This is a genomic window from Lysinibacillus sp. IITD104 (assembly GCF_036698265.2).
GTDB classification, from domain to species: domain Bacteria; phylum Bacillota; class Bacilli; order Bacillales_A; family Planococcaceae; genus Lysinibacillus; species Lysinibacillus boronitolerans.
This window is the reverse complement of the sequence record NZ_JBAHYH020000001.1, coordinates 1,734,421-1,757,416: the sequence shown is the minus strand read 5'-3', so window position 1 is coordinate 1,757,416 and position 22,996 is coordinate 1,734,421. Positions and strand designations below refer to the sequence as shown.

The 22,996-nt window shown below is 38.3% G+C and carries 26 protein-coding genes; 5 read left to right on the top strand and 21 right to left on the bottom strand.

Translation table 11 applies throughout. From position 1 onward, the window contains the following. Nucleotides 1-106 precede the first annotated feature (106 nt). On the top strand, nt 107-343 hold the full coding sequence (locus V1L66_RS08880; protein WP_016993886.1) for a DUF2627 domain-containing protein: 237 nt from the start codon (nt 107-109) through the stop codon (nt 341-343). Nucleotides 344-390: 47 nt separating this feature from the next. On the opposite strand, the gene V1L66_RS08875 is transcribed toward V1L66_RS08880, so the two are convergent. From V1L66_RS08875 to nusB, 15 genes are all read right to left on the bottom strand, one after another. Continuing rightward, nucleotides 391-1,119, bottom strand: a complete 729-nt coding sequence (locus V1L66_RS08875; RefSeq protein WP_036076577.1) for a glycerophosphodiester phosphodiesterase — start codon at nt 1,117-1,119, stop codon at nt 391-393. Beyond that, nucleotides 1,112-2,683 carry a FapA family protein gene (locus tag V1L66_RS08870; protein ID WP_312124230.1) on the bottom strand — a complete coding sequence of 524 codons (1,572 nt, stop codon included), beginning with the start codon at nt 2,681-2,683 and terminating at the stop codon, nt 1,112-1,114. The genes V1L66_RS08875 and V1L66_RS08870 overlap by 8 nt, the downstream gene beginning before the upstream one ends. 298 nt (nt 2,684-2,981) lie before the next feature. Beyond that, nucleotides 2,982-3,137, bottom strand: coding sequence for a hypothetical protein (locus V1L66_RS08865; protein WP_333005236.1), 156 nt, complete (start codon nt 3,135-3,137; stop codon nt 2,982-2,984). Between the two features lie 263 nt (nt 3,138-3,400). After that, complete coding sequence (gene spo0A, locus V1L66_RS08860; protein ID WP_016993890.1) at nt 3,401-4,192, bottom strand: sporulation transcription factor Spo0A; 792 nt, start codon at nt 4,190-4,192, stop codon at nt 3,401-3,403. A 385-nt stretch (nt 4,193-4,577) separates the two neighbouring features. Then, a complete protein-coding gene (locus tag V1L66_RS08855; protein WP_016993891.1) occupies nt 4,578-5,525 on the bottom strand; it encodes a SpoIVB peptidase S55 domain-containing protein in 948 nt (315 codons plus the stop codon). A 122-nt stretch (nt 5,526-5,647) separates the two neighbouring features. Further along, nucleotides 5,648-7,339, bottom strand: coding sequence for a DNA repair protein RecN (gene recN / locus V1L66_RS08850; RefSeq protein WP_036076572.1), 1,692 nt, complete (start codon nt 7,337-7,339; stop codon nt 5,648-5,650). 22 nt (nt 7,340-7,361) lie between these two features. Then, entirely contained in the window at nt 7,362-7,811 is a 450-nt protein-coding gene (gene ahrC, locus V1L66_RS08845; RefSeq protein ID WP_016994727.1) for a transcriptional regulator AhrC/ArgR, read from the bottom strand. A gap of 100 nt (nt 7,812-7,911) precedes the next feature. Next, nucleotides 7,912-8,730: a TlyA family RNA methyltransferase gene (locus V1L66_RS08840; protein ID WP_016994728.1), complete on the bottom strand. Its 819-nt coding sequence runs from the start codon at nt 8,728-8,730 to the stop codon at nt 7,912-7,914. Then, nucleotides 8,730-10,631 carry a 1-deoxy-D-xylulose-5-phosphate synthase gene (dxs, locus tag V1L66_RS08835; RefSeq protein WP_016994729.1) on the bottom strand — a complete coding sequence of 634 codons (1,902 nt, stop codon included), beginning with the start codon at nt 10,629-10,631 and terminating at the stop codon, nt 8,730-8,732. The genes V1L66_RS08840 and dxs overlap by 1 nt, the downstream gene beginning before the upstream one ends. 163 nt (nt 10,632-10,794) lie before the next feature. Next, the gene (locus V1L66_RS08830; RefSeq protein WP_016994730.1) at nt 10,795-11,676 is read right to left on the bottom strand and encodes a polyprenyl synthetase family protein; all 882 of its coding nucleotides are present in this window, start codon (nt 11,674-11,676) and stop codon (nt 10,795-10,797) included. Nucleotides 11,677-11,679: 3 nt separating this feature from the next. Continuing rightward, on the bottom strand, nt 11,680-11,913 hold the full coding sequence (gene xseB / locus V1L66_RS08825) for an exodeoxyribonuclease VII small subunit (RefSeq protein WP_008179899.1): 234 nt from the start codon (nt 11,911-11,913) through the stop codon (nt 11,680-11,682). After that, nucleotides 11,910-13,268 carry an exodeoxyribonuclease VII large subunit gene (gene xseA, locus V1L66_RS08820; protein WP_016994731.1) on the bottom strand — a complete coding sequence of 453 codons (1,359 nt, stop codon included), beginning with the start codon at nt 13,266-13,268 and terminating at the stop codon, nt 11,910-11,912. Before xseA ends, xseB begins: the two co-directional genes overlap by 4 nt. Before the next feature lie 230 nt (nt 13,269-13,498). Next, nucleotides 13,499-14,314 (bottom strand): undecaprenyl-diphosphate phosphatase, encoded by an 816-nt coding sequence (locus tag V1L66_RS08815; protein WP_016994732.1) that lies wholly within the window; start codon nt 14,312-14,314, stop codon nt 13,499-13,501. Nucleotides 14,315-14,444: 130 nt separating this feature from the next. Continuing rightward, nucleotides 14,445-15,299, bottom strand: a complete 855-nt coding sequence (gene folD, locus V1L66_RS08810) for a bifunctional methylenetetrahydrofolate dehydrogenase/methenyltetrahydrofolate cyclohydrolase FolD (protein WP_016994733.1) — start codon at nt 15,297-15,299, stop codon at nt 14,445-14,447. Between the two features lie 31 nt (nt 15,300-15,330). Then, nucleotides 15,331-15,714 (bottom strand): transcription antitermination factor NusB, encoded by a 384-nt coding sequence (gene nusB, locus V1L66_RS08805; protein WP_004231146.1) that lies wholly within the window; start codon nt 15,712-15,714, stop codon nt 15,331-15,333. A gap of 212 nt (nt 15,715-15,926) precedes the next feature. On the opposite strand from nusB, the gene V1L66_RS08800 reads away from it, so the two are divergent. From V1L66_RS08800 to V1L66_RS08790, 3 genes are all read left to right on the top strand, one after another. Then, complete coding sequence (locus tag V1L66_RS08800) at nt 15,927-16,091, top strand: DUF2197 domain-containing protein (RefSeq protein ID WP_333005254.1); 165 nt, start codon at nt 15,927-15,929, stop codon at nt 16,089-16,091. Between the two features lie 12 nt (nt 16,092-16,103). After that, the gene (locus tag V1L66_RS08795) at nt 16,104-17,006 is read left to right on the top strand and encodes a MerR family transcriptional regulator (RefSeq protein WP_333005256.1); all 903 of its coding nucleotides are present in this window, start codon (nt 16,104-16,106) and stop codon (nt 17,004-17,006) included. Between the two features lie 124 nt (nt 17,007-17,130). Continuing rightward, nucleotides 17,131-18,300 carry an MFS transporter gene (locus V1L66_RS08790; protein ID WP_036076564.1) on the top strand — a complete coding sequence of 390 codons (1,170 nt, stop codon included), beginning with the start codon at nt 17,131-17,133 and terminating at the stop codon, nt 18,298-18,300. A gap of 92 nt (nt 18,301-18,392) precedes the next feature. Here the strand turns inward: V1L66_RS08790 and V1L66_RS08785 are convergent, their stop codons facing one another. Both V1L66_RS08785 and V1L66_RS08780 read right to left on the bottom strand, forming a co-directional pair. Then, nucleotides 18,393-18,803 carry an Asp23/Gls24 family envelope stress response protein gene (locus V1L66_RS08785; RefSeq protein WP_016994735.1) on the bottom strand — a complete coding sequence of 137 codons (411 nt, stop codon included), beginning with the start codon at nt 18,801-18,803 and terminating at the stop codon, nt 18,393-18,395. Nucleotides 18,804-18,913: 110 nt separating this feature from the next. After that, complete coding sequence (locus V1L66_RS08780; RefSeq protein ID WP_333005261.1) at nt 18,914-19,240, bottom strand: nucleoside triphosphate pyrophosphohydrolase; 327 nt, start codon at nt 19,238-19,240, stop codon at nt 18,914-18,916. A gap of 103 nt (nt 19,241-19,343) precedes the next feature. Here V1L66_RS08780 and V1L66_RS08775 point away from each other — a divergent pair, with 103 nt between their 5' ends. Then, nucleotides 19,344-19,751 carry a hypothetical protein gene (locus V1L66_RS08775; protein ID WP_016994737.1) on the top strand — a complete coding sequence of 136 codons (408 nt, stop codon included), beginning with the start codon at nt 19,344-19,346 and terminating at the stop codon, nt 19,749-19,751. 173 nt (nt 19,752-19,924) lie between these two features. Here the strand turns inward: V1L66_RS08775 and accC are convergent, their stop codons facing one another. From accC to V1L66_RS08755, 4 genes are all read right to left on the bottom strand, one after another. Then, nucleotides 19,925-21,292, bottom strand: coding sequence for an acetyl-CoA carboxylase biotin carboxylase subunit (gene accC / locus V1L66_RS08770; RefSeq protein ID WP_004231135.1), 1,368 nt, complete (start codon nt 21,290-21,292; stop codon nt 19,925-19,927). Nucleotides 21,293-21,306: 14 nt separating this feature from the next. Beyond that, the gene (gene accB / locus V1L66_RS08765; protein WP_004231133.1) at nt 21,307-21,813 is read right to left on the bottom strand and encodes an acetyl-CoA carboxylase biotin carboxyl carrier protein; all 507 of its coding nucleotides are present in this window, start codon (nt 21,811-21,813) and stop codon (nt 21,307-21,309) included. Between the two features lie 200 nt (nt 21,814-22,013). Continuing rightward, on the bottom strand, nt 22,014-22,568 hold the full coding sequence (locus V1L66_RS08760; protein WP_258859901.1) for a SpoIIIAH-like family protein: 555 nt from the start codon (nt 22,566-22,568) through the stop codon (nt 22,014-22,016). Further along, nucleotides 22,569-22,988 (bottom strand): hypothetical protein, encoded by a 420-nt coding sequence (locus V1L66_RS08755; RefSeq protein ID WP_036076559.1) that lies wholly within the window; start codon nt 22,986-22,988, stop codon nt 22,569-22,571. Nucleotides 22,989-22,996 lie beyond the last annotated feature (8 nt).

Genomic DNA, 22,996 nt, shown 5'->3' with positions numbered 1-22,996 from the left:
CTGTCCTGCTACGTTTTTAGCTAAAAATATTATATTGGTTTATACCCTTCCTTGACATTCTACCATCCACAGGTAAAATTAATCATAGGAATAAGGAGGGGTATACATGGCCCGTTTAGCTGCATTTATTGTAATGCTTATTCCAGGTCTTATGGCTGCAGGTGGCATTAAATTTATGCGTGATACATTATTTGGTAAGCTCATTTCACCATTCCCATTTTTATGGCTGCAATTTATCGTTGGGGTCATTTTCTTCGTAATAGGCTTTGGGTTTTTCGCTGGATTTTTACTACATCGCGATCGAAAAAACGGAAAAGTAGCACCACGCTTCCAAAAAAAATAAAAAGAGCTATCCAAATAAGTCAGGAAAGACTTACTGGATAGCTCTTTTTATACCCGTTGCTGAGATCTAAGGACTTTATCAGGATAATCCGTAATCCAACCAATGACAGAAGGGTGCGGATTGGTTAAAAATGATTCTGTACCATCAATAGCATAAAAACGACATGCTTTTTCACTTGTAACACAGGCCTCCAAGTATCTTGGTTTGTAGTACCTTTTATGCATATGCACACTATCAGCCGCTTTATAATCAGCTAGAAGATCCCATTTTATTTTTTTCGTCGCAATAAGGGCCGTTTCAAATTCTGGTCTATGCTTTTTTACGATCTCTAAAAGCTCATAGTGAAAGGATGAAAAATGACTACCTTTTGGCAGAGCTAACCCACGAAGGAAATGAATTAGCCCACTCTTATTGTCCAAGATCGTTGATTTTAATTCAATATTCAACGGCATCTGCTGTGTATTTGCCCATGCTAAAACTGCCTCAAACGCTGGCATCTTATATGACGAAAATAAACGTCTCCAAGGCTTACCAAGTTTAAAGCGCAGAAGCTCCTCGATCGTACAATCGCTTACCAATTTATTGGTGCCTACTAACCTCGATAATTGTGGATCATGATACACTACAGGTAAACCATCTTTTGAGAATTGAATATCTAATTCAATTCCATCAGCACCTAGCTCTAATGCCTTTTCAAAAGCTTTAAAGGTATTCTCTAATGCATAAGCAGAAGCACCACGATGTGCAAAAACAGGAATAAAAGCTGCCTTAGACATTTAACTCACCAAATTCTAGGATGAATTTACCATTCGTCATTTTGCTTAATAAAGATGATTTTCTGCCAATTTGAATATACGTTCCAGGATGGGCCTCTTTTGTCACAATAATCTCTTCTTTCCCTACATGACGCATTTCATCCATTAATAATTTGATTTCACGATCTAATGTAAGCGCTTCGCCCTTTAATTTAGTTAAGGCTTGCTTTGTCACTTCAAAGGACGCTGCTTGTTCTTTGGACATTTGATTGAGAAAAGGCAATAAATTTTTCATGCTACTCTCGTGTGCTGAAATCTCTGTTTGCAATTGTCTTAGCTGTGCTGCTTTTTCCTGCATCACGGTGTTATTCTCTTGCTTATTAATACTTTCTATTATCAAATCTGTTCGTCGCTCTAATCGGTTCCCAGAAATGGCCGTAACAATCGTATTTTTGGCTACTGCACGTCCCCCAATAATTTTACCTTTTCGTTCATCCACATAAATCGAATGAGCAGAAAGCTGTGATCCTAGTGCGTAAAAACCAATATGAATACTATTAGCTGCAAATAAATTTGCTTCATTCACATGTTTAACAAATATATTGCCACCTGCTTCTACCACTGTTGAACCAAGTCCAAAGATGCCACCACGAATATAGACATCACCCTCAATGGATTTAATAAGCTTGGCACCGCTTACACCCTCAGCTCCCTCAATGGAAATATCGCCAGTTGCAATAACCGTATAGCCACTTGTTACTGTACCTTTAATACTAAGTGAACCATTAAATTCAAGGTTACCTGTTTCCACTCCAACATCCCCATTTATAGGAAGGTGTCTGTTTACACCAATCATGCCTTTGACATCATCTAAAACACCAGCAATTTTCGAGCGAATGACGATTTTTCCGTCTTCTTCCACTTCATAGGCCGATTTTGTATCGTATTTGATTGGATAATCTCGACCAGGTACAGCAGCAACTTCTTGACCTAGCACATTTTTCCCCGGTTTACCTAATGTCGCAGGAATCTTTTCACCTAGCCAAGAGCCTTCTGAAATTTCCGAAATAAAATTCATATCATAGTAATCCGCTTTTCCGTCTTCACGAATGACTGGCTTTCTCTCGGGTTTAGGTAAGTATGTAATTTGTGCATCTATTCCCGCTATAGGTTGCTCACCTTGAGCAATTAAGAATGCTTTTCCTGGTTCAGCCTTCAATATATCAAAATCCAATATTCCGTGTACAATTCCATTTTCATTGAGTGTTTCTCGGATTTGTTGTGTTAATTTTTCTTTATTATTTTGAATATAATCATGCGTTTCATATATAAAAACAGAGGCTGACATCTTATCACGTGCCACTTCTGCTTCAATGTTCGGAAGCCAGCGTCCAATTTCAACAGGATTTGTATTCTGGGTTGATAACACATTTTTTAAAATTGAAAAATTAGATAATTTCAGTCGTGGATGACTACGTAGGATGCTGTCAAATTCTTTTAATGGGAAACCAGGGCTAAAAGTAAGCATAAATACCTTGCCATTTTCCTCAGAAATTTCGAAGTTTTCATTTCGAACTAGAATCAAGCTACCTCCTCCTTCCCTCTATATGTAAGTATATACAATCCACTTACATTTGTTTAGAGACCATTGTCACTACCGAGAAAGAAAATGGTACTACCTAATCATTAAAAAATGAGCCAATATTTTATTTTTTATAAATAAAAATAGATAATTAATACCAATTAATTGTTTGTTTTTGAGTTTTTTTATTAAAATTACCGATAAATCCAAAGTAATTCCATTAGGCTATTTTAAATAAAACATCTCCCATTGACAGGTATTGAGGATTGCTTCTCACTAAACTATAGGTAATTTAGGTATTTTAGACTATTTTATTGATATTACTTTCGATATGGAAAGTAGAACCTAGTTGTTTCAATTGCTGTCGATTCATATATTGCATACTTATTTTACCATCGAATACTAAACGCACCTCAAATAGCTCTTCCTCAATCTGAGTGATTTCGAGCGAATTCATTCCCTCTAATTGAATATTTACACTTTTTACTGTGATCACCTACCATGAGAATAATAACTCCATTGCCCTTCTTACATGTATTTCGTGTATTTTTATCTGATTTAGACGTTCTTTTAACGGTTTCAATGTTAAAGGACAGCCACAGAAATTTCCATAGTATTTGTTGAAGTAACAAAAAAAGCGCCCTTTTAAACAATATGATTTAAAAAGGCGCTATACTATGCGAAGTATAATTGCTGTATATGTTAATGATTATATTGGTACTAGCTAGCCATCATATCAATGCGGATTTTGTCTGCGATCATGGCAATGAATTCGCTATTTGTAGGCTTTGATTTTAAGTGATGGACAGTATAACCAAACATCGACGAAATGGATTCATAATTGCCGCGATTCCATGCAACCTCAATGGCATGGCGAATCGCACGTTCCACACGAGATGGTGTCGTATTAAACTTTTTCGCGATTTCTGGATACAAAATTTTTGTTACAGATCCTAATAATTCAATATCCTCAAAGACCATTTGAATGGCTTCACGTAAATAGGAGTAGCCCTTAATATGTGCGGGTACACCGATTTCTTTAATGATAGCAGTAATCGTACTGTCTAATTGATGCTGATTTAATTTTTGAGGTACTGTCGGTTGTAGTACGCTTGTCTTTTTCGGAAGTGTCGCCTTCTGTCCAGCGCAATGTAAAATCTTTTGTACCAATTGGTCGAATTCAAAGGGCTTTAGCATGAAATAGGAAGCTCCTAAATCTACCGCTTGTTTCATGACATCCTCTTGGCCAAAAGCCGTTAGCATAATGACTTGAATTGATGACATTTTTTCATTTTGATACATGGACTCTAATACAGCTAAACCGTCAAGATGAGGCATTATTATATCTAGAAGTAAAATATCTGGTGTAAATTCCTCAAGCATTTGTAGACATACTTTTCCGTTTGAAGCAGTTGCAATAATTTCTATTTCGGCATGTCCTTGAAAATACTGCTCCATTGTTTTTAATAACTCACGATTATCATCTGCAATCGCTACTTTTACCTTTGTCATTTCAATTCCTCCTTCTGGACTTGCTTTGAACACCTCAAAGCGATAACCTAAACCCCTAAATGCCGTTTTTGGCACACTGTGGAATTTTCGACATTTTTGTTTTAAAAACCTTTTCTATTTCCAAAAATGAGTATGTAGTCCGATACTTTCTTTTAATATCGACAAGTTATGCTAAAGAACTGCGACCTGTCGAATGCTCTTATAACTTATTTTAGATAAATTTAGTAGATAAAACTACAGTTTTTTTAAATATCATGCCTTCTTCAGGAAATTATCGGAAATACATGTTGGATTCGATGAAATAAAGGTAAAAAATCCGTGTAGTTTCCCGCGGCTTTTGTCCTGCCTAGGGAAAATTAAACGGATTTTTACCTTTCATACCTTTTTATGAAGACCTTCTTAACATTTCCGCTACTGTTAGCGCTGCACCTTTTTTCGGCTCCTCCACAAACATATGTGTCACAGCACCGACAAAACGACCGTCTTGGATAATAGGACTGCCACTCATTCCCTGCAAAATGCCACCTGTTTTTTCAATGAGCTTCTCGTCAGATACTATAAATTCAAGGCGTTCATTTTCCACTTTGGTAATTTCTATTGAAAAGGTTTCCACCTTACTGCCTTCAATGGCTGTATAGATTTCAGCTTTCCCCGTTTTTATATCTTTTTCATGCATAATTTCTATCGCTTTGGGTAATCTTTGTTGATAACCGTCTTCCCAGCGGCCAAAAATACCATAAATAGTATTTTTATCTATACTGCCTAGGCGTTCTTGATGCTTTTCAATGGAGGAAATTTTATAGCCTGGTTGGCCTGGTGTGCTTTTTCGGATTTGCTGAATAGAAGCTAAAAAAATGGAGCCAGCTCTAAAAACAGGGGCTTCTTGTAGGGTTGAATCGACAATTTGATGACCTAGTGCACCGTAATTTTTTGTCTCTGGATCAATATAAGTCAGTGTTCCTACTCCATCTGTTTCATCTTTTAAAAAGGAAATGACATGCTCTGCTTCTTGGTTTTGTAATTCCAATGTAATTTGTTGGCCTTCACTATTGATCGTCCATTTTTGTTGGCCATCTTTTGCCACAGCCTGCTTGGCTTCAGCAAGGGATTTTACTGGTATATCGTTTATTTTTTCAATAACAGCGCCTCCTTTCATCCACTGATTGGAAGCTAATAGTACATCGTGTGCGACAAATACATGTGACAATTGAAGTTGAATTCCAATTGCTTCGCCCATTGGTATAAGCTTTTTGGCGGCTAAAGCTTGTATAGGCATTACTAATAAAAAGATGAGCATAGGCAAAATGACTAATTGACGCCAATGACGATTCATACGACACCTCCTTTTCATTTTTGTCTTTTTACTATGTGTTGTTGTGACGTTCTTATAAGCGGTAAATATTTGCGCAAAATGAAAAAAGCCAGAAACAGCTGAAACTGTTTCTGGAATAATGGTTAACGCATTTGTTTTTTTCGTTCATCTGCCATTTTTAAAAGCTCCGTCGCATGCTGAAGTGTCAAAGCTGTAATTTCCGTTCCAGACATCATACGGCTAACTTCCTCTATACGAGCATCTTGATCAATTTCTGATAAGGAAGTAAACGTTCGATCATGCTCGACTTCTTTTTTGATGAAGTAATGATGATCTGCCATCGCTGCAACTTGAGGTAAATGGGAAATACATAAAACTTGAGAATTAACTGAAATCGCAGCAATTTTCTCTGCAATTGCTTGCGCAACACGACCACTGACACCTGTATCCACCTCATCAAAGATAATGGAAGTAATGCCATTGGAAGAAGAGAAAATGGTTTTCAACGCTAGCATCATTCGTGATAATTCTCCACCGGATGCAATTTTCGGTAAAGACTTTGGTGGCTCCCCAACGTTTGTGGAAATGTAGAAGATAATTTGATCTTTCCCATTGGCGTCGAAATAGGGTAATTCATCGAAATTGACAATAAATTTTGCTTTTTCCATATGTAATTCACGTAGCTCTGCCATAATTGCCTCACTCAATTGTTGAGCCGCAGCTTTACGTACAGTTGAAAGTTCACTAGCCAGCTCATTGAGTACAGCTTCCATCTCTAACACACGTCGTTCTTTCACCTGCAAAATCTCATCACGGTTCAACAGCTCATTTAACTCGTTTTTAATTTTTTCATAATAAGCCAAGATCTCTTCCACTGTCGTACCATATTTGCGTTTTAAAGTTTGCAACAACGCTAAACGCTGCTCCACCTCGTTTAAACGTGCAGGGTCAAATTCCAATTCATCTAACACATTTTTGACCTGATAGGCTGCATCCTGTAATGCATAAAACGCACTTGTAACTGCCTCCGATGATTCTTTGAATTGCTCATCAACCATTGCAGCATCTTCTAAAGCACCCATTGCTGTTCCGATCCAATCAAGCCCTTTTGTTTCGCCCTGTATGGCCTCATAGGCTGCACTAGAACGTTCAAAAATTTTATTAAAATTCATCAGACGACGGCGTTCGTCTAGAAGCTCGTCTTCCTCACCTAACTTTAAATTAGCTTCGTCCAACTCTTTAATTTGAAATTGATACAAATCGATACGTTGTGCCATCAGCTGCTCATCAATGGATATAGAAGCTAAGTCTTTTTTTAGTAAGCGGTATTCATCGTACTGGGCACGATACGTTTTTTGAATGGGCAATAGCTCTTCTTCAGCAAACTGGTCAAGCAAATTGATGTGTTGCTTTTCATCCATTAGCTCTTGATTTTCATGCTGACCATGAATATCAATGAGACTTGCCCCAATGTCTCTAAGCACCGATAAGGGCACAAGCTTTCCATTCACACGACAAATACTTTTACCAGTGTCATTTAAATCACGACGTAAAATAATCGTATCTTCTTCAATTTCAATGCCTGCTTCTTCTAACTTTTTCAGAACAGGATGAGCTGAACTCGAAATTTGAAATAAGCCACCCAATTCTGCTTTTCTTGCGCCATGTCGAATAAATTCAGTGTTGCCTCGTCCACCTGCAAGTAAATGCACCGCATCAATGATAATGGATTTTCCGGCACCTGTTTCCCCTGTGAGAACTGTTAAGCCTTCTAAGAAGCTGACAGTCAAATCCTCAATGATGGCAAAGTTTCGAATACTAAGCTCTCTTAACACAAAATGTCACCTCTAAATCAAATTAAAGCATATCTAATAAGCGATTTTTTGTATTTTCACGCTCATTTTCATTTCGACAAATAATTAAAATGGTATCATCTCCAGAAATCGTACCTAAAATTTCTGGCCAATCTAAATGGTCAAGTAGGGATGCAATCGCATTCGCATTCCCAGGAAGAGCTTTCATGACTAAAAAATGAGATGCTCCATCAATACTTACAAAAGCATCTGCTAATGCACGATGTAATTTTTGGACTGGGTTGAAACGCTGATCTGCGGGTAAGCTATATTTATAACGCCCATCCTGTAATGGTACTTTCACTAAATGAAGCTCTTTTATATCCCTTGATACTGTAGCTTGTGTCACATTATAGCCTGCATCTTTTAAAAAATCGACTAAATCATCTTGTGTTTCAATTTCATGATTGGCGATAATATCCCGAATCCGTATATGTCGTTGTCCTTTATTCAACGAAATCACCTCTTATAAATAATTGTATATGTGTATAATCACACTACCATTTTCAACAAAAAAGCACAAGAAAAAACACGGCTCTATAAGCGAGCACGTGTTATTTTAAAGAATTATGCGCTTCTTCAACGAGTGCATTAAAAGCTGTATATGCAGGTAGATCTTCTTGTCCAATAGGATTCACTAAATGGAATAAAAATTCAATATTTCCTTCTCCACCTGTGATTGGAGAAAAGGAAGCGTCTTTCACTACAAAACCAATCTCTGTTGCCATTGCTGCCGTTTTTTCCAAAACTTCTAAATGGACTTTTTTATCACGAACAATTCCTTTTTTACCTACTTTATCTTTCCCAGCTTCAAACTGAGGTTTTACCAATGCCATAACATCCCCGCCTGGCAGCAATAATGTTTTTAATACTGGTAAAATCAGTGATAACGAAATAAAGCTGACATCGATTGTTGCAAAATCAGGTAAACCTTCTGATAAATCGGCTGCCGTTGTATAGCGAAAATTCGTTTTCTCCATTACTGTCACTCGTTCATCTGAGCGAATTTTCCATGCTAGTTGGTTCGAACCAACATCTAGTGCATAGCAATGTCTTGCACCATGCTGTAAGGCACAATCTGTAAAGCCACCTGTAGAGGAGCCAATGTCAAGCATCAGCTTCCCTTCTACAGACATATCAAAAATTTGTAGCGCCTTTTCTAATTTAAGGCCACCACGACTCACATATTTTAAATCTGAGCCCTTTACTTGTAGCGGTGCATCGATGGCAATTTTCTCGCCTGCCTTATCAATTCGTATTTCATTCGAAAAGACAAGGCCCGCCATAATGGAGCGTTTTGCTTTTTCTCTTGTTTCACATAGTCCACGCTCTACAAGTAAAATATCTACTCGTTCTTTTGGTTGTTTTGTCATTATTTATTTAAACCCACTTGCTGTTTTTGTTGAAGTAATACGTGCATACGTGCAACCGTATCCTCCGCTGTCATATGAATCTCTGCGAGTAGCTGATCTACGTTGCCATGCTCAATATATTGATCTGGGATACCCATTCGATCAATAAGCGCATTTAAATAGCCATGGTCATGAGCAAACTCTAATACACCACTACCAAATCCACCTTGTAGAACAGCTTCTTCAATAGTTAAAATCGGTTTTTGGCTAGATAATATACGGTGGAGCATATCTTCATCCATCGGTTTGATAAAGCGTGCATTGACTACTTCAATATCGATCCCTTGTTGCGCAAGCATTTCTGCAGCAGCCATTGCCATTGGAATCGTTGTTCCAAATGTCAAGATAGAGGCGTCTTTCCCCTCACGTAAAACTTCCCAGCTACCAATTGGTAAAGCTACAAGCTCATCATCTAATGGTACACCAATTCCATTACCACGTGGATAACGAAGTGCAATTGGACCACCATCATAATCAATCGCTGTTTTTACCATATGTTGCCCTTCATTCTCATCCTTTGGCATCATGATTGTCATGTTTGGAATATGACGAAGGAAAGCAATATCAAATACACCTTGATGTGTTTCCCCATCTGCTCCCACTAAACCAGCACGATCAATACCAATAAAGACATTTAAATTCGGGCGAGCAATATCATGCAATACTTGGTCATATGCACGTTGCAGGAATGTGGAATAAATCGCTAAAAATGGTTTCATCTTTTGCGTCGCTAATCCTGCAGCCATCGTTGCCGCATGTTGCTCCGCAATCCCTACATCAAAGAAACGATTTGGGAAGTCCTTTTGAATACCTTGCAGCTTTGAACCTACAGGCATGGCAGGTGTAATTGTTACCACTCGCTCATTTTCATGAGCAATTTTACGAACTGTCTCAGCAATTAAACTACTCCATGCTGGTCCAGTAGTCTCAGACTTCACAAAGGCACCATTTTCAATTTTATAAGGACCTGTTCCATGCCAATTCCCGATTGTATCATCCTCGGCTGGTTTATAGCCCTTTCCTTTTTTCGTAATAACGTGAACAAGGACTGGCCCTTTTACTTTTTTCGCATGTGATAATGTCATTTCAAGCGCTTCAAAATCATGTCCATCAATTGGACCAAGGTATTTAAAGCCTAGCTCCTCAAAAAACACACCAGATACTACTAAATATTTTAAGCTATCCTTTACGCGTTCAACAGTAGAGGCAAGCTTTCCACCTAATACTGGAATCTTATTAATAAGTGATTCCAACTCTTCCTTGGCTTTTGAGTATTCCTTGGCTGTACGTAGACGACCTAAAACATTGTGTAATGCGCCAACATTTGGTGCAATCGACATTTCATTATCATTGAGGATGACAATCATATTTGTTTTTGCATGGCCAATATGATTTAATGCCTCAAGTGCCATACCACCTGTTAAAGCCCCATCACCAATAATAGGGATAACAAAGTTGTTTTCTTTTTTTATATCACGTGCTGCAGCCATACCCATGGCTGCTGATAAAGATGTCGAGCTATGACCTGTTTCCCACTCATCATGTTCACTCTCCACGCGCTTTGGAAATCCACAAAGCCCTTTGAACTGACGTAGTGTGTCAAATTGACTCGCACGACCTGTTAAAATTTTATGCACGTAAGCTTGGTGGCCAACATCCCACAAAAACTTATCTTTAGGACTGTCAAACATTTTATGCAGCATCATCGTTAACTCAACTACGCCTAAATTCGGCCCGATATGCCCACCTGTGACAGAACATTTTTCGATTAAGAAGGTACGAATTTCTTGGGCAAGCTGCTCAAGCTCCTTCTTATTTAAGTTTTTTAAAAAGGATGGACTAGTTATTTTATTTAAATCCACCTTTCTCACACACCTTTTCAATAAAATATTCACCGCAATTGTGTTTCCACCATTATAGCAGTGTTATCAATATGCTAAAAGTACGAGCACTTCATTGTTTGCATATTGCAAACGTTCCCACCTATTCTAGCATATTCTTTTCCTTCAACGCCTTGATTTTCTCTTAGTTTTTACGATGAACTATATAAGCAGCAAAGTCACGTAATAGGCTTACATCTATTGGTAATTGATCGAGTGCGTTAATGGCATGTTGATAATGCTCAGCAAGCTTTTCTTTTGCTCCCTCTAATGTTAGAAGTGCTGGATAGGTGCTTTTATCACTAGCGACATCTTTCCCAGCTGTTTTTCCTAGTTCTTCAGTCGTTCCCTCAATATCTAAAATATCGTCTTGAATTTGGAAAGCTAAACCAATATGGTGCGCATACTCCTTCAATGTAGCACGGTCTTGTTCTGATACATCTGCAAGTACGGCTCCCGCTTCAATACTAAAACGCAATAAAGCACCTGTTTTATTGACATGGACTTGTTCCAATTCAGCTAAATTAAGCTGACGTTGCTCCCCTTCCATATCTAGTACTTGACCACCAACCATGCCTTCTGCACCTGCTGCAACGCTTAGCAATTGGACAAGTTCAATACGCTTTTCAGCAGAGATATTCATGCGTGCTAAAATGCCAAATGCCAGTGTGTTTAACGCATCACCAGCAAGCGTAGCCAGCGCTTCTCCGTAAACTTTATGATTTGTTGGCTTGCCTCTTCTGAAATCATCATTATCCATGCTTGGTAGATCATCATGGATTAAAGAATACGTATGAATGATTTCAATCACTGAACCGACAATCAAACCGTCCTGGAGATTTTCACGGTAAAGCTCTAGTACCGCTAACACAAAAAGTGGACGAATTCGTTTACCGCCTGCCTTTAATGAATAAAGCATGGATTCCTTTAAATCTGCTGGTGCATCAATTTGTTCAACAAGTGCAAACATCGTCTCTTCAATTTGTGGTGTATTGCTTTCAATAAAGTACTTTAATGGCTCATTCATTTCCTAATTCTCTCCCTTTAGTGGATCAAATGCTGTTGTTTCACCAGTCTCTTGGACAATTGATACAAGCTGCTCCTCTGCATGTTGCAGCTTACTATGGCAAAACTTTGATAGCTCCATTCCTTGCTTGTATAAATCAATGGCATTTTCCAATGGCACATCACCTTGTTCTAACTGGCGAACAATTTCTTCTAGTGCCGTCATGGCTTCTGCAAATGTTTGTTGTTTTTCTGTCACAACAATTCCCCCTCATTCTTTGGCAAGATATTCGTCACTTCAGCCACAACCTTTCCATCATGGAAGGTCAGTGTCAGTTGATCTTGCTTTTGCACCTCAGTGGATGATTTGATCATTTGCTGATCTTTATATGCTACTGTAAAGCCTCTTGTTAGAATGGACAGTGGATTTAAAGCTTCTAATGTTCTAACGTTTGACTCAAATTGTTGTTGCTGTTTCGCCACATAATACGTAGTCGCACGTGTTAATTGTTGGACGCGCGCTTCAAGCTCTCTCTGATGAAAAGCAAGTGCCTTTTTGGGTGAATGTTGCTCCACCGTACTATGTAATTGTTGAAGTTGGGCGGTTTTTTTCATCAAGCTTACTTGCATCGCTGTCTGCAATCCTGATTCAAGCTGTGCCAATCTTTCTGTAAAAGGGCGATAAAGTCTTTCTGGCATTGACAATGGATAAGACTGCTGGAGCTTATTTAGACGCTGTCGCTCTGCCATAAGTTGCGACCTAACCATTTGATGAAGCTGTGATTTCTGCGTAAGCACCCGTTGGTAGAGCTCCGCCTGATCTGGCACAGCCATCTCAGCAGCTGCTGTTGGAGTAGGTGCACGTAAATCAGCTACATAGTCGGCGATCGTCGTATCTGTTTCATGGCCAACCGCACTTATAATAGGGATTCGGCTTTCAAAAATAGCTCGTGCCACAATCTCTTCATTAAATGCCCATAAATCCTCGATGGAGCCTCCTCCTCGCCCAACAATCAACACATCACAGCTTGTCTCTTGATTAGCACGTTGAATATTTTGCACAATATTCGGTGCTGCTTGAGCTCCTTGCACAAGTGTTGGATAAATCAAAATTTCAGCAAGTGGGTAACGTCTCTTTAAGGTTGTACAAATATCCCGTATAGCTGCACCAGTAGTTGAAGTAAGCACACCAATTTTTTCGGGAAATTTTGGTATTGGTTGTTTCCATTCAGGTTTAAAAAGACCTTCTTTTTGTAATTGCTCTTTTAATTGATTAAAGGCAACAAACAGGCTGCCAATGCCATCTGGCTGCATTTCCTGTACATATAGCTGATAGGTTCCATAGCCTTCGTAAACGTTTACATCCCCACGGATAAATACTTGCATGCCTTCCTTTGGTTCAAACGCTAATTTGGTAGCTGCTGTTTTAAACATCGTAGCAGCTATTCGGGCACCATCATCCTTTAATGTAAAGTAAATATGGCCGGATTGATGAATTTTCACATTTGATAATTCACCTTTTACATACACTTCACGCAAATGTGGATCTGCATCGAATTTTCGTTTAATATATTTCGTTAACGCTTTTACTGTTAAATAAGAAGCAGAGGACATGTTTTCGGCTCCTTTACTAAAATCAAGTTTTTCACAAAACTACACCTATCATAACATTTTTTACAGTCGTTGACGTGCTAAAATGCAGTTTCGCTAGAAAAAATGACTGTCTTTCTTCTATCGAAAAACAACTATAACACATTCCTACACGTTCTCACTATTAGAAACCGTATATTATGACAAATAACAAACAAAGCCTCATAACTTCATACGTTATGAGACTTTATATTTTAATAGAATAGTAATAAAAGAGTTCCGACAATAAAACAATAATACGTAAAGTAGCTAAGTTTGCCACTTTTCATAATGCCCATAAACCAACGCATAGCGAAATAAGTCATGATGAGTGTTGCCAAGAAAGTGGCGGCATAAGGAAGAGCCAAGGCACCTTTATTCGGCTCATCTAGAAAATCTGTAATGCCAAGGACTACCCCACCCAAACTTACAGGAATATAAAGCATAAAGGAAAAACGTAAGGCTGTATCCTGCTTCATCCCTACTGCTATGGCCGAAATAATCGTAGCACCTGAACGGCTAATTCCCGGCGTTAAAGCGACTGCTTGCCCCAACCCAACAATGATGGCATCTTTTGCACGCAAATCTGCATCTTGCTTCTTACCATGCATATTACGAATTAGCCATAACGCAGTCCCTGTCACAAATAGCATGAGCGCAATCGTCGTCATACTTACGTTATCTGCAATAACATCACTTAATAACACCCCTAAAATGCCAGCAGGGATTGAACCGATGACAATATAGAGAGCAAAGCGAAAATCCGCGTTATACCGCTTTTCTCTTGTTTTCAAGTAAAGAAAAAAATGGCTGATTAGACGAACAATATCCTTACGATAAATATACATAATAGCGAGTAACGAAGCTGTATTTGTTAAGATGGCAAAAGTAAAGCCTTGTTCACCTAGTCCCAGTATTTCGCTGGCAATCATCACATGTCCACTCGACGATACAGGAATTGGCTCTGTAAAGCCTTGTACAAGTCCAATAATGATATGCTTGACAATTAACATTATATCGATATTTTCCATAAAAACCTCCTTCTAAGTATGTATGTCCCAAACGTTACATTAGACGACCAAATCGAAGAAAAGTTCGGATTTTACACAACAAAAAAAGTCACCTCACACAATGTTGAGATGACTTATTTCAAAAGGTTTTTTATTGTACAAGCGTATTTTCAGCTGCTTGCACTGTGTTGAATAGTAACATCGTGATGGTCATTGGTCCTACGCCACCTGGTACAGGCGTAATATGAGACGCAATTCCATCCACTTCTGCAAAGTTTACGTCGCCGCATAATTTATTGTTGTCATCGCGATTAATACCTACATCAATGACAACAGCCCCTTCTTTCACGTGCTCTTTCGTAATAAAATTTGCACGTCCAACAGCAGCAATTAAAATATCTGCTTGTCTTGTGAATGAAGGTAAATCTGGTGTTTTAGAGTGTGTATAGGTCACTGTTGCATCTTTTTGTAAAAGTAGTTGTCCCATTGGTTTACCAACGATATGACTACGCCCAACGATTACAGCATGTTTTCCTGCGATTTCAATTCCTGAATACTCAAGAAGCTTCATCACGCCAAACGGTGTACAAGGTAAAAATGTTTCTTGGCCAAGCATCATTTTCCCAACGCTTACAGGTGAGAATCCATCGACATCCTTCTCGACAGCAATCGTTGCAATGACTGTATCCTCATCAATATGTTTTGGGAGTGGTAATTGAACTAAAATACCATGAATATCCTCACGCTGATTTAAAAGCTCAATTTGTGCTAGTAATTCCTCTTGTGTTGTTTCTTCTGGTAATTTAATGAGTTCTGAAAACATACCAATCGCTTCACAAGATTTTTGTTTATTTCTCACATATGTAGCTGATGCCTGGTTGTCTCCAACTAACACAACCGCTAAACCAGGTGTTAACCCTCGCTCTTTTAATCGAGTGACACGCTCTGCTACAGCATTACGAATTTCTTGACCAATCTCTTTACCATTAATAATTGCACTTGACATAAACCTTCGTTACTCCTTCCAATTCAACACATTATTCTTGTTCTGTAAATTTAGAAAGTACACCATTGACGAATTTAGATGAACTATCATCGCCAAATGTTTTACATAACTCGATTGCTTCGTTTAGTACTACTCTTTTTGGGGTTTCTGGCATGTATAACAATTCATATACAGCTAAACGTAAAACCGTTCTTTCAATTTTGGGTAGACGGGCAAGTGACCACTTTTCAAGATGCTGTTCTAAGGTAGCATCGATTTCCTCCAAATGTTCAGCTGTTCCATTCACGATCTTTTCGTAGAAGGCATTGGTAGGTTGACCTTTAATATGGCCCATTGCTTCTTCAACTGTTAGATCCGTATTGTCTAGCTGAAACAAAACTTGCAACGCTTTTTCGCGTGCTTCATGTCGTTTCATGTAAAGCTCTCCTTCTTAAGTGGCATTAAGGTTTATAATAGCATAAAATCACACGAGAATCACGATTTCAAGCAAGTTTTCAATAATCTGAACCTTTTTCAAGGAACTTTTTGTTTAAGCCTACTTCTCATCGAATAGTGGTATTCAAAAATGAATGTTTCTTGTTCGTAATGGTATAATAAAGCAAATGAAAATCTTTAGAGGTGTTCACTATGCAACATGAAGCTACATGCCCTAGCTATAAAAAATTTAAATCAGTTGAAGGTGAAGAACAATGTAAACAAATGATGGAACGCAAACCGCTCCTATTTTACTGGGAGGATTGCAAGCATAAAATTCGTTTTGATGCCTTTCGAAACGTCTTTAGCTTTTATTAGTGGAGGCCATTTATGAAGGAACATTATTATACGATAGGTGAGGTTGCCAAACTTTCAAACTTATCGGTTCAGACATTACGTTATTATGATCAAATTGATTTATTTAAGCCTGCTTATATCGATACCTTCACCAATTATCGGTATTATAAAGGCAATCAGCTCTTCTATTTAGACATTATAAAGTCCCTTAAATATATCGGCGTAACGCTTGATGATATAAAAAAAGCACTTAGATTAACCTCCGAGGAATTGCTTGATTTTTTAGCTCAGCAGGAGCTACGCATCAATGAAAAAATTTCACGTTTAAACGAAGCAAAAAATACTTTATTGAAAACAAAAAAGCAATTACAAGAGCAAATTGATATCCCAGTCTTCGGTGAGATTTATGTGCAGATTGAGGAAGCAATGCCTGTTCTTCAAGTAACCACTACTGAATTAACACCGACATCGAGCACGAGTACATACTATGCCACTTTAATTAAAATTATCGAAAAGGAAGGCAGTGTCTTAAACAGTCGTTATGGCTGTATTTATCCACTAGAGCCTTATAAAGATGTCAATGACATCATTTATGATGCTATTTTCACTCCCCTATTAACGGAGCGCACATTTTCGCAGCTTTCACCAAACATACAACAAACTATTATTCCTGGTGGTAAATATGTATGCATTGCCTTTATTTACGACCCTGATACTTATTTTTTATACTATGAAAAATTGAGAAATCATGTATTGGCTCAGCAGGAGCTATTTGAGTCGCAAGTGTATGAGCTATATATGCCAGCAACGCTCACTATGGAGCAAGAAAAGAAATTTATAGTAGAATTAAAGATTAGGCAAAAACAAGAGACACAAAATTCCTCCGAAAAAGTAGTGGCGCATTCGTATAACTCTTTACCAGAACTCCCACACTAAGAAAAATTTTAAAAAATAAAAACAAATCTTTTGACCCTATAGTTACTATAGGGTTTATCGTATTACATGGAAATATTCTAGTAGATTGAAAACATGTATCGCGAACAATTCGAAGGAGAAGTTTATGAGCAAGAAGCAAAATATAACCTTAGCTATTTTATTATCTAATCTTTTCATTGCCTTTTTAGGGATTGGTTTAGTCATCCCTGTTTTACCAACCATCATGAATGAGCTACATATTTCAGGCTCTGTTGTTGGTTATATGGTGGCAGCCTTTGCCATTACACAACTAATTGCATCACCAATTGCAGGTAAGCTTGTTGATAATATTGGCCGCAAAGTTATGATTGTTGCAGGTCTTTTTATTTTTGGACTTTCTGAGTTTTTATTTGGGTTTGGTCGTTCTGTTGAAATTCTTTTTGTCTCTCGTATGTTAGGTGGCGTGAGTGCAGCTTTCATTATGCCAGCCGTAACCGCCTATATAGCTGATATTACGACATTGGCACAGCGCCCTAAGGCACTTGGCTATATGAGTGCAGCCATTAGTACAGGTTTTATTATCGGCCCAGGGATCGGTGGATTTTTGGCTGAAATTGGTACACGTGTCCCATTTTATGCAGCTGGAGTACTTGGTCTGTTCGCAGCGATTCTGTCATTCCTGTTTTTAAAAGAGCCAACACGTGCTACAGACAATGAAGAGGCAACACCATCCATGTTAGGTAGTGTCAAGCGTGTGTTTAGTCCACTCTACTTCATACCATTCATTCTTATTTTCGTGTTATCATTTGGCCTCGCTGCATTCGAATCATTGTTTAGCTTATTCGTCGATCACAAATTTGCATTTACACCATCGGATATTGCCATTATTATTACAGGAAGTGGGATTGTTGGTGCACTAGCTCAATTAATACTATTTGATTGGCTGACAAAGAAAATGGGTGAGATTAATGTTATTCGTTACTCACTAATCCTTTCCGCAGTATTAACATTCGCCATGACGATTGTGAGTCATTATTTTGCCATCTTATTCGTTACATTCTTTATTTTCGTAGGCTTCGATTTAATTCGACCTGCCGTTACTTCGTATTTATCGAAAATTGCCGGAAATGAACAAGGATTTGTTGGTGGAATGAACTCTATGTTTACAAGTCTTGGTAATATTTTTGGCCCTATCCTAGGTGGTGTATTGTTCGATATCAATCTGAACTATCCATACTACTTTGCTACAATCGTATTGGTGCTTGGCGTGATACTTGCGTTATTCTGGAGAAAGCCAAAGCATATAGAATTATAAAAATAGCGATACACACATGAACCCTAGAGAAATCCATATAAAAAGGACTGCCCTTTGATGAACAAATCATCATCGGGCAATCCTTTTCTTTTTTATTCATGCACTATTGTTTCTTCTTTTTCAAAGTGAATACCTGTAATATGCACATTTACTTCTGCTGTTTCTAGTGCCGTCATATTAAAAATAGCCTGACGGATTTGCGTTTGAACTTCTTTTGCTACCTTAGGAATGGCATATCCATATTTCACAGAGCAAAATACATCAATCGCAATTTCACCAGTTTCCGTTACACCTGATTTAATGCCTTTATTGTGTACTTTTTTACCGAAACGTTCCACGACACCCGTCGCAATATTTCCACGAGTTGCAGCAATGCCTTCTACTTCATTAACAGCAATCCCAGCCACAACTTCGATCACCTCTGCCGCTACCTCAATTTTTCCAAGCTCTTCTTTACCAGAAGGTGTTGGTTGTACGAAAGATTGTCCTACTTTCTCTGCCATACAAATATCATCCTTTCCTTACACATCACAAACAAGTGCTGTACTTACATTTATTATACTATAAAAAGGAAGGTTTGGCTGTCGAAAGCCGTTTTAATTTAAAACCGACTTTACAGATCCTCTACATCGATTAAATAAATTCCCTTTTCAAATCCCCCACGAGCTTTCCTCTTGTGTACACGGGTCGCTTCTAGCTCCTCAAAGCTTACACCTAGCACACCGATAGCCGAATGAATAAGCTCCAGTATGTCTGCGAGCTCTTCAACACTATCTTCTTTGTGCTGGGCTTCGTAAAATTCTGTAGCTTCTTCTATCATTTTAGCCTTTATCGCCTTTACCAGCTCACTAGGTTCTAAAATGTGTGCATGATAGGATAAACCCTTCGCTTCAATTACTTCCAAAATTTTATCCCTCACTAGCTTATTGTATATTGGCATCCATTGTTTCACTCCTTTTCAGGGGGATGACTATTTCTTTCTTCTATTATATAGTATTCTTTCTATAATATAGAATTGATTTGAGATAAAGTAGAGGTAGAGTATGTTACAAAAATGGTTGTTTGGTATCGGTGGGGTTGTCCTCATGTTTACAATGCTTTTTTTATTTTTGGGGAATAGTGCTAGTGAAGATACATTGCTTGCGAAAAATATAATGGAAAAAGCAAATAGTGGTACAACAGTAGTTTCACTAAATAAATTAACGGATTTTGATTGGGAAAAAGCGCAAATTTTTGGACCTTATACAACGAAAGAGGTGATTGAAGAAACACTGGACATTCAATTTAAAGGTAGTATTAGTGGATTAGATGTACGGGAAGATATTTTCCTTCTTGTCTTTGCGAAAGAAGGCCATGCGATAAAGACAGCTGTGCTTTACAGAAACATAGGAGACTATTCAACAAAGAATGGTATGTTAACACCTGATAACGATCTTCTATCTATAAAATAGAACTTTTATATACTTCACCACACTTCAATTATTAACGATTTAAGCTTCTATAACGGTCAATCTTTCTTCTATGATTGATCTTCCTACCTGCAAGTAAGTCCTCTATCTATTTAAGCTTAGACATAAAAAACCTCCTATCTAATAATAGCTAGGAGGTTTAAACTTGCGAACGCTTACTTCACTTTTTCTGCTACACCCAATACATCGTTCTCCTCAAGGAACTTCGTATTGAATTGTGCTGATTTGAAGACGTCGTTGTTCATCAATGCTTGGTGGAATGGAATTGTTGTATTAATTCCAGGACCAGATACTTCGAATTCACTTAAGGCACGGTTCATTTTCGCAATCGCTTCTTCACGTGTATCCGCATGAACAATTAGTTTTGCTACCATTGAATCGTAATATGGTGGGATTGTATAGCCCGCATAGACAGCAGAATCAATACGTACACCATAGCCACCTGGTGTTATATACGTATCAACAGTTCCTGCTGAAGGCATGAAGTTTTTATAGGCATTTTCTGCGTTAATACGGCATTCAATCGCCCAACCATTTAATTTTATATCATCTTGTGTGAATGGAAGCTTCTCACCAGATGCAATTTTTAATTGTTGTTGTACAAGATCTACACCAGAAATCATTTCTGTTACTGGGTGCTCAACCTGAATACGAGTGTTCATTTCCATGAAGTAGAACTTGTCCTCTTGATAGTCATAGATAAACTCGATTGTGCCAGCACCTTCATAGTTACATGCTTGTGCCGCTTTTACTGCAGCTGCACCCATTTCAGCACGACGCTCAGAAGATAGGGCTGGAGATGGAGCTTCCTCTACTAACTTCTGCATACGACGTTGAACCGTACAGTCACGTTCGCCTAAATGCACCACGTTACCGTAGCCATCTGCTAAAACTTGGATTTCACAGTGACGGAAGTACTCGATAAATTTCTCTAAATATACGCCAGGGTTACCGAATGCTGCAGCAGCCTCTTTTTGCGTAATTTCAATACCTTTTACAAGATCTTCTTCTGTACGTGCTACACGGATCCCTTTACCACCGCCACCTGCAGTTGCTTTGATGATGACAGGGTAACCAATTTTAGCAGCCCATTCTTTACCTGTTTCGATATCTGGCACAATACCAGTACCTGGAACAAGTGGAACACCTGCTGCTTCCATTGTTGTACGTGCAACGTCCTTGATACCCATAATTTTAATAGAATCAGATGACGGACCGATGAATTTAATGCCAGCGTTTTCACACGCTTCAGCAAAATCAGCGTTTTCTGATACGAAGCCATAACCAGGATGGATGCCGTCAGCACCTGTTTTTTCAGCTACGCTAAGTAGTGCTGGGAAGCTAAGATAAGAATCTTTTGATAGCTTCGGTCCGATGCAATAAGCTTCGTCTGCTAACTTCACATGTAATGCGTCAGCATCTGCTTCAGAGTATACAGCAACCGATTGAATGCCTAACTCTTTACAAGCACGAATGATACGCACAGCGATTTCGCCGCGGTTTGCAATTAAAACTTTTTTCATTTGTTTTGCACTCCTTACTCAGCTTTTACAAGGAATAATGGTTGGCCGTACTCTACTAAGTCGCCATCTTTAACTAGAATTTCAACGATTTCCCCTTGCACTTCTGCTTCGATTTCGTTGAATAGTTTCATTGCTTCTACGATACATACGATTGTTTCGTCCCCTACTTTGTCACCCACTTTTACGTAAGCAGGAGAATCTGGGTTTGGTGCTTGATAGAAAGTACCGACCATTGGAGATACAATTTTATGTAACGATGGGTCGTTAACTGATGGTGCCGCTGCAGCTGGTGCTGGCGCTTCTTCTTTCGCTGGTGCAGGTGTTACTGCTGGAGCTTCTGCTGGTGCAGATTGTTGTACAACAGGGGCTACTACTTCTTTTTTAGGTGCTACAGTTTCTGTAACAACAACGTTATTCTTTTTAAGTTTTACTTTTGCGCCATCTACTTCATACACAAACTCGTCAATTGAAGAAGAATCCACTAATTTGATAATTTCACGAATTTCTTGAATTTTGAACATTTCTAACTCTCCTTATGAATTAAAATCTACTACAATAACTATTCTATATTTTTTCGTATCAATTTGAAATAGTTAAATGAAAATTAAGTAAATATGAACAAAATAAAAGGCTTTCCTTTACTAAGCGAAAGCCTTTTCATGAAGCTGATATATAACAACCTTTTATGAATTAACTAAAAATTTATTTTTTTCTCTATTTTTTAATAATTATTTGCACTGAACTTTACTTTCACATCATTTGCGCCTTCCATCTCTGTTTTTACCAGATAAATAATTTCGTTTGCTTGTGCTTTTGACAATTCCTCTGCCATCACTGTCACCGACACCTTTTCTCCCTCAGCACGAACAAACGCATCCGAGTAGCCTAATGATTTAACGAGCATCTCCAGCATAGCTTCCGCTGATTCTCGTTTAATCAGCCCATCCATTTCATTAAATGCCTCATTTTTTTCTTCAGCAGAAGCTTCCTGAGAAGCAATTTTTTGTGTTAACTGTTCACGAAGCTGGCTTCTCTCATCACTAACCTGCATACGCATTTCTTCGAATAAGTGACTTGGTGAAGATACTTCTTGTGTTATATCATTTGTTGCTTTCTGATCTGTAACACCTGTGACAGCTGTTTGTTGTAGTGTATCATCTGTAAAAATAGTAAGACCATTGAATTGCTTTGCTGGATCAACCAAATAATACACTGAAATGACTGCTACTAAACTTAATAATGTCATAAACCAAACTGTTCTTCTACGTACGCGCATTTACTTTTCCTCCTTATTTTCCATTGGAACGATAATAATTCGATGAATCGGTAATTGCATCACTTGACTGACAACAGCACGAATTTCATTTTTCACAAAGATATCGGAAGCACCTTCTGACACAACGAGCATTCCTGTTACGTTTTTCGCGCCTTGCTCAGTCCCTCGAAAATATTGGCTGAATAGTTTATTGGCATCCTGATCATCTGTCATCTCTCCATAATAAAAGTAGACTTTAACCTCCCCAACACCTTGCATTGCCTTCAGTGTTTGCTCAAGTTTTTCTTCATTCGTGAGCGGTGAACCATTGTCGCTTGTTGAATTCGTTTGATACATAGGTAAAATGATGAATATTCCCACGGAGGCAGCTATTAAAATTAAAACCATCAATGACGTTGTTTTTTTGCGTGTCTTTTCCACATCACTTG

Coding starts and splice junctions, on each gene's coding strand:
- spo0A (WP_016993890.1), bottom strand. CDS start 4,192: ATGACAAAGGTAAAAGTAGCGATTGCAGATGATAATCGTGAGTTATTA.
- V1L66_RS08855 (WP_016993891.1), bottom strand. CDS start 5,525: ATGAATCGTCATTGGCGTCAATTAGTCATTTTGCCTATGCTCATCTTT.
- accB (WP_004231133.1), bottom strand. CDS start 21,813: ATGTTCAAAATTCAAGAAATTCGTGAAATTATCAAATTAGTGGATTCT.
- V1L66_RS08815 (WP_016994732.1), bottom strand. CDS start 14,314: ATGGAAAATATCGATATAATGTTAATTGTCAAGCATATCATTATTGGA.
- V1L66_RS08775 (WP_016994737.1), top strand. CDS start 19,344: ATGTTACAAAAATGGTTGTTTGGTATCGGTGGGGTTGTCCTCATGTTT.
- V1L66_RS08830 (WP_016994730.1), bottom strand. CDS start 11,676: ATGAATGAGCCATTAAAGTACTTTATTGAAAGCAATACACCACAAATT.
- nusB (WP_004231146.1), bottom strand. CDS start 15,714: ATGAAACGACATGAAGCACGCGAAAAAGCGTTGCAAGTTTTGTTTCAG.
- V1L66_RS08760 (WP_258859901.1), bottom strand. CDS start 22,568: ATGCGCGTACGTAGAAGAACAGTTTGGTTTATGACATTATTAAGTTTA.
- V1L66_RS08880 (WP_016993886.1), top strand. CDS start 107: ATGGCCCGTTTAGCTGCATTTATTGTAATGCTTATTCCAGGTCTTATG.
- V1L66_RS08840 (WP_016994728.1), bottom strand. CDS start 8,730: ATGACAAAACAACCAAAAGAACGAGTAGATATTTTACTTGTAGAGCGT.
- V1L66_RS08780 (WP_333005261.1), bottom strand. CDS start 19,240: ATGCCAATATACAATAAGCTAGTGAGGGATAAAATTTTGGAAGTAATT.
- V1L66_RS08795 (WP_333005256.1), top strand. CDS start 16,104: ATGAAGGAACATTATTATACGATAGGTGAGGTTGCCAAACTTTCAAAC.
- V1L66_RS08785 (WP_016994735.1), bottom strand. CDS start 18,803: ATGGCAGAGAAAGTAGGACAATCTTTCGTACAACCAACACCTTCTGGT.
- xseA (WP_016994731.1), bottom strand. CDS start 13,268: ATGTCCTCTGCTTCTTATTTAACAGTAAAAGCGTTAACGAAATATATT.
- V1L66_RS08865 (WP_333005236.1), bottom strand. CDS start 3,137: ATGAATTCGCTCGAAATCACTCAGATTGAGGAAGAGCTATTTGAGGTG.
- V1L66_RS08800 (WP_333005254.1), top strand. CDS start 15,927: ATGCAACATGAAGCTACATGCCCTAGCTATAAAAAATTTAAATCAGTT.
- V1L66_RS08875 (WP_036076577.1), bottom strand. CDS start 1,119: ATGTCTAAGGCAGCTTTTATTCCTGTTTTTGCACATCGTGGTGCTTCT.
- folD (WP_016994733.1), bottom strand. CDS start 15,299: ATGTCAAGTGCAATTATTAATGGTAAAGAGATTGGTCAAGAAATTCGT.
- V1L66_RS08790 (WP_036076564.1), top strand. CDS start 17,131: ATGAGCAAGAAGCAAAATATAACCTTAGCTATTTTATTATCTAATCTT.
- accC (WP_004231135.1), bottom strand. CDS start 21,292: ATGAAAAAAGTTTTAATTGCAAACCGCGGCGAAATCGCTGTGCGTATC.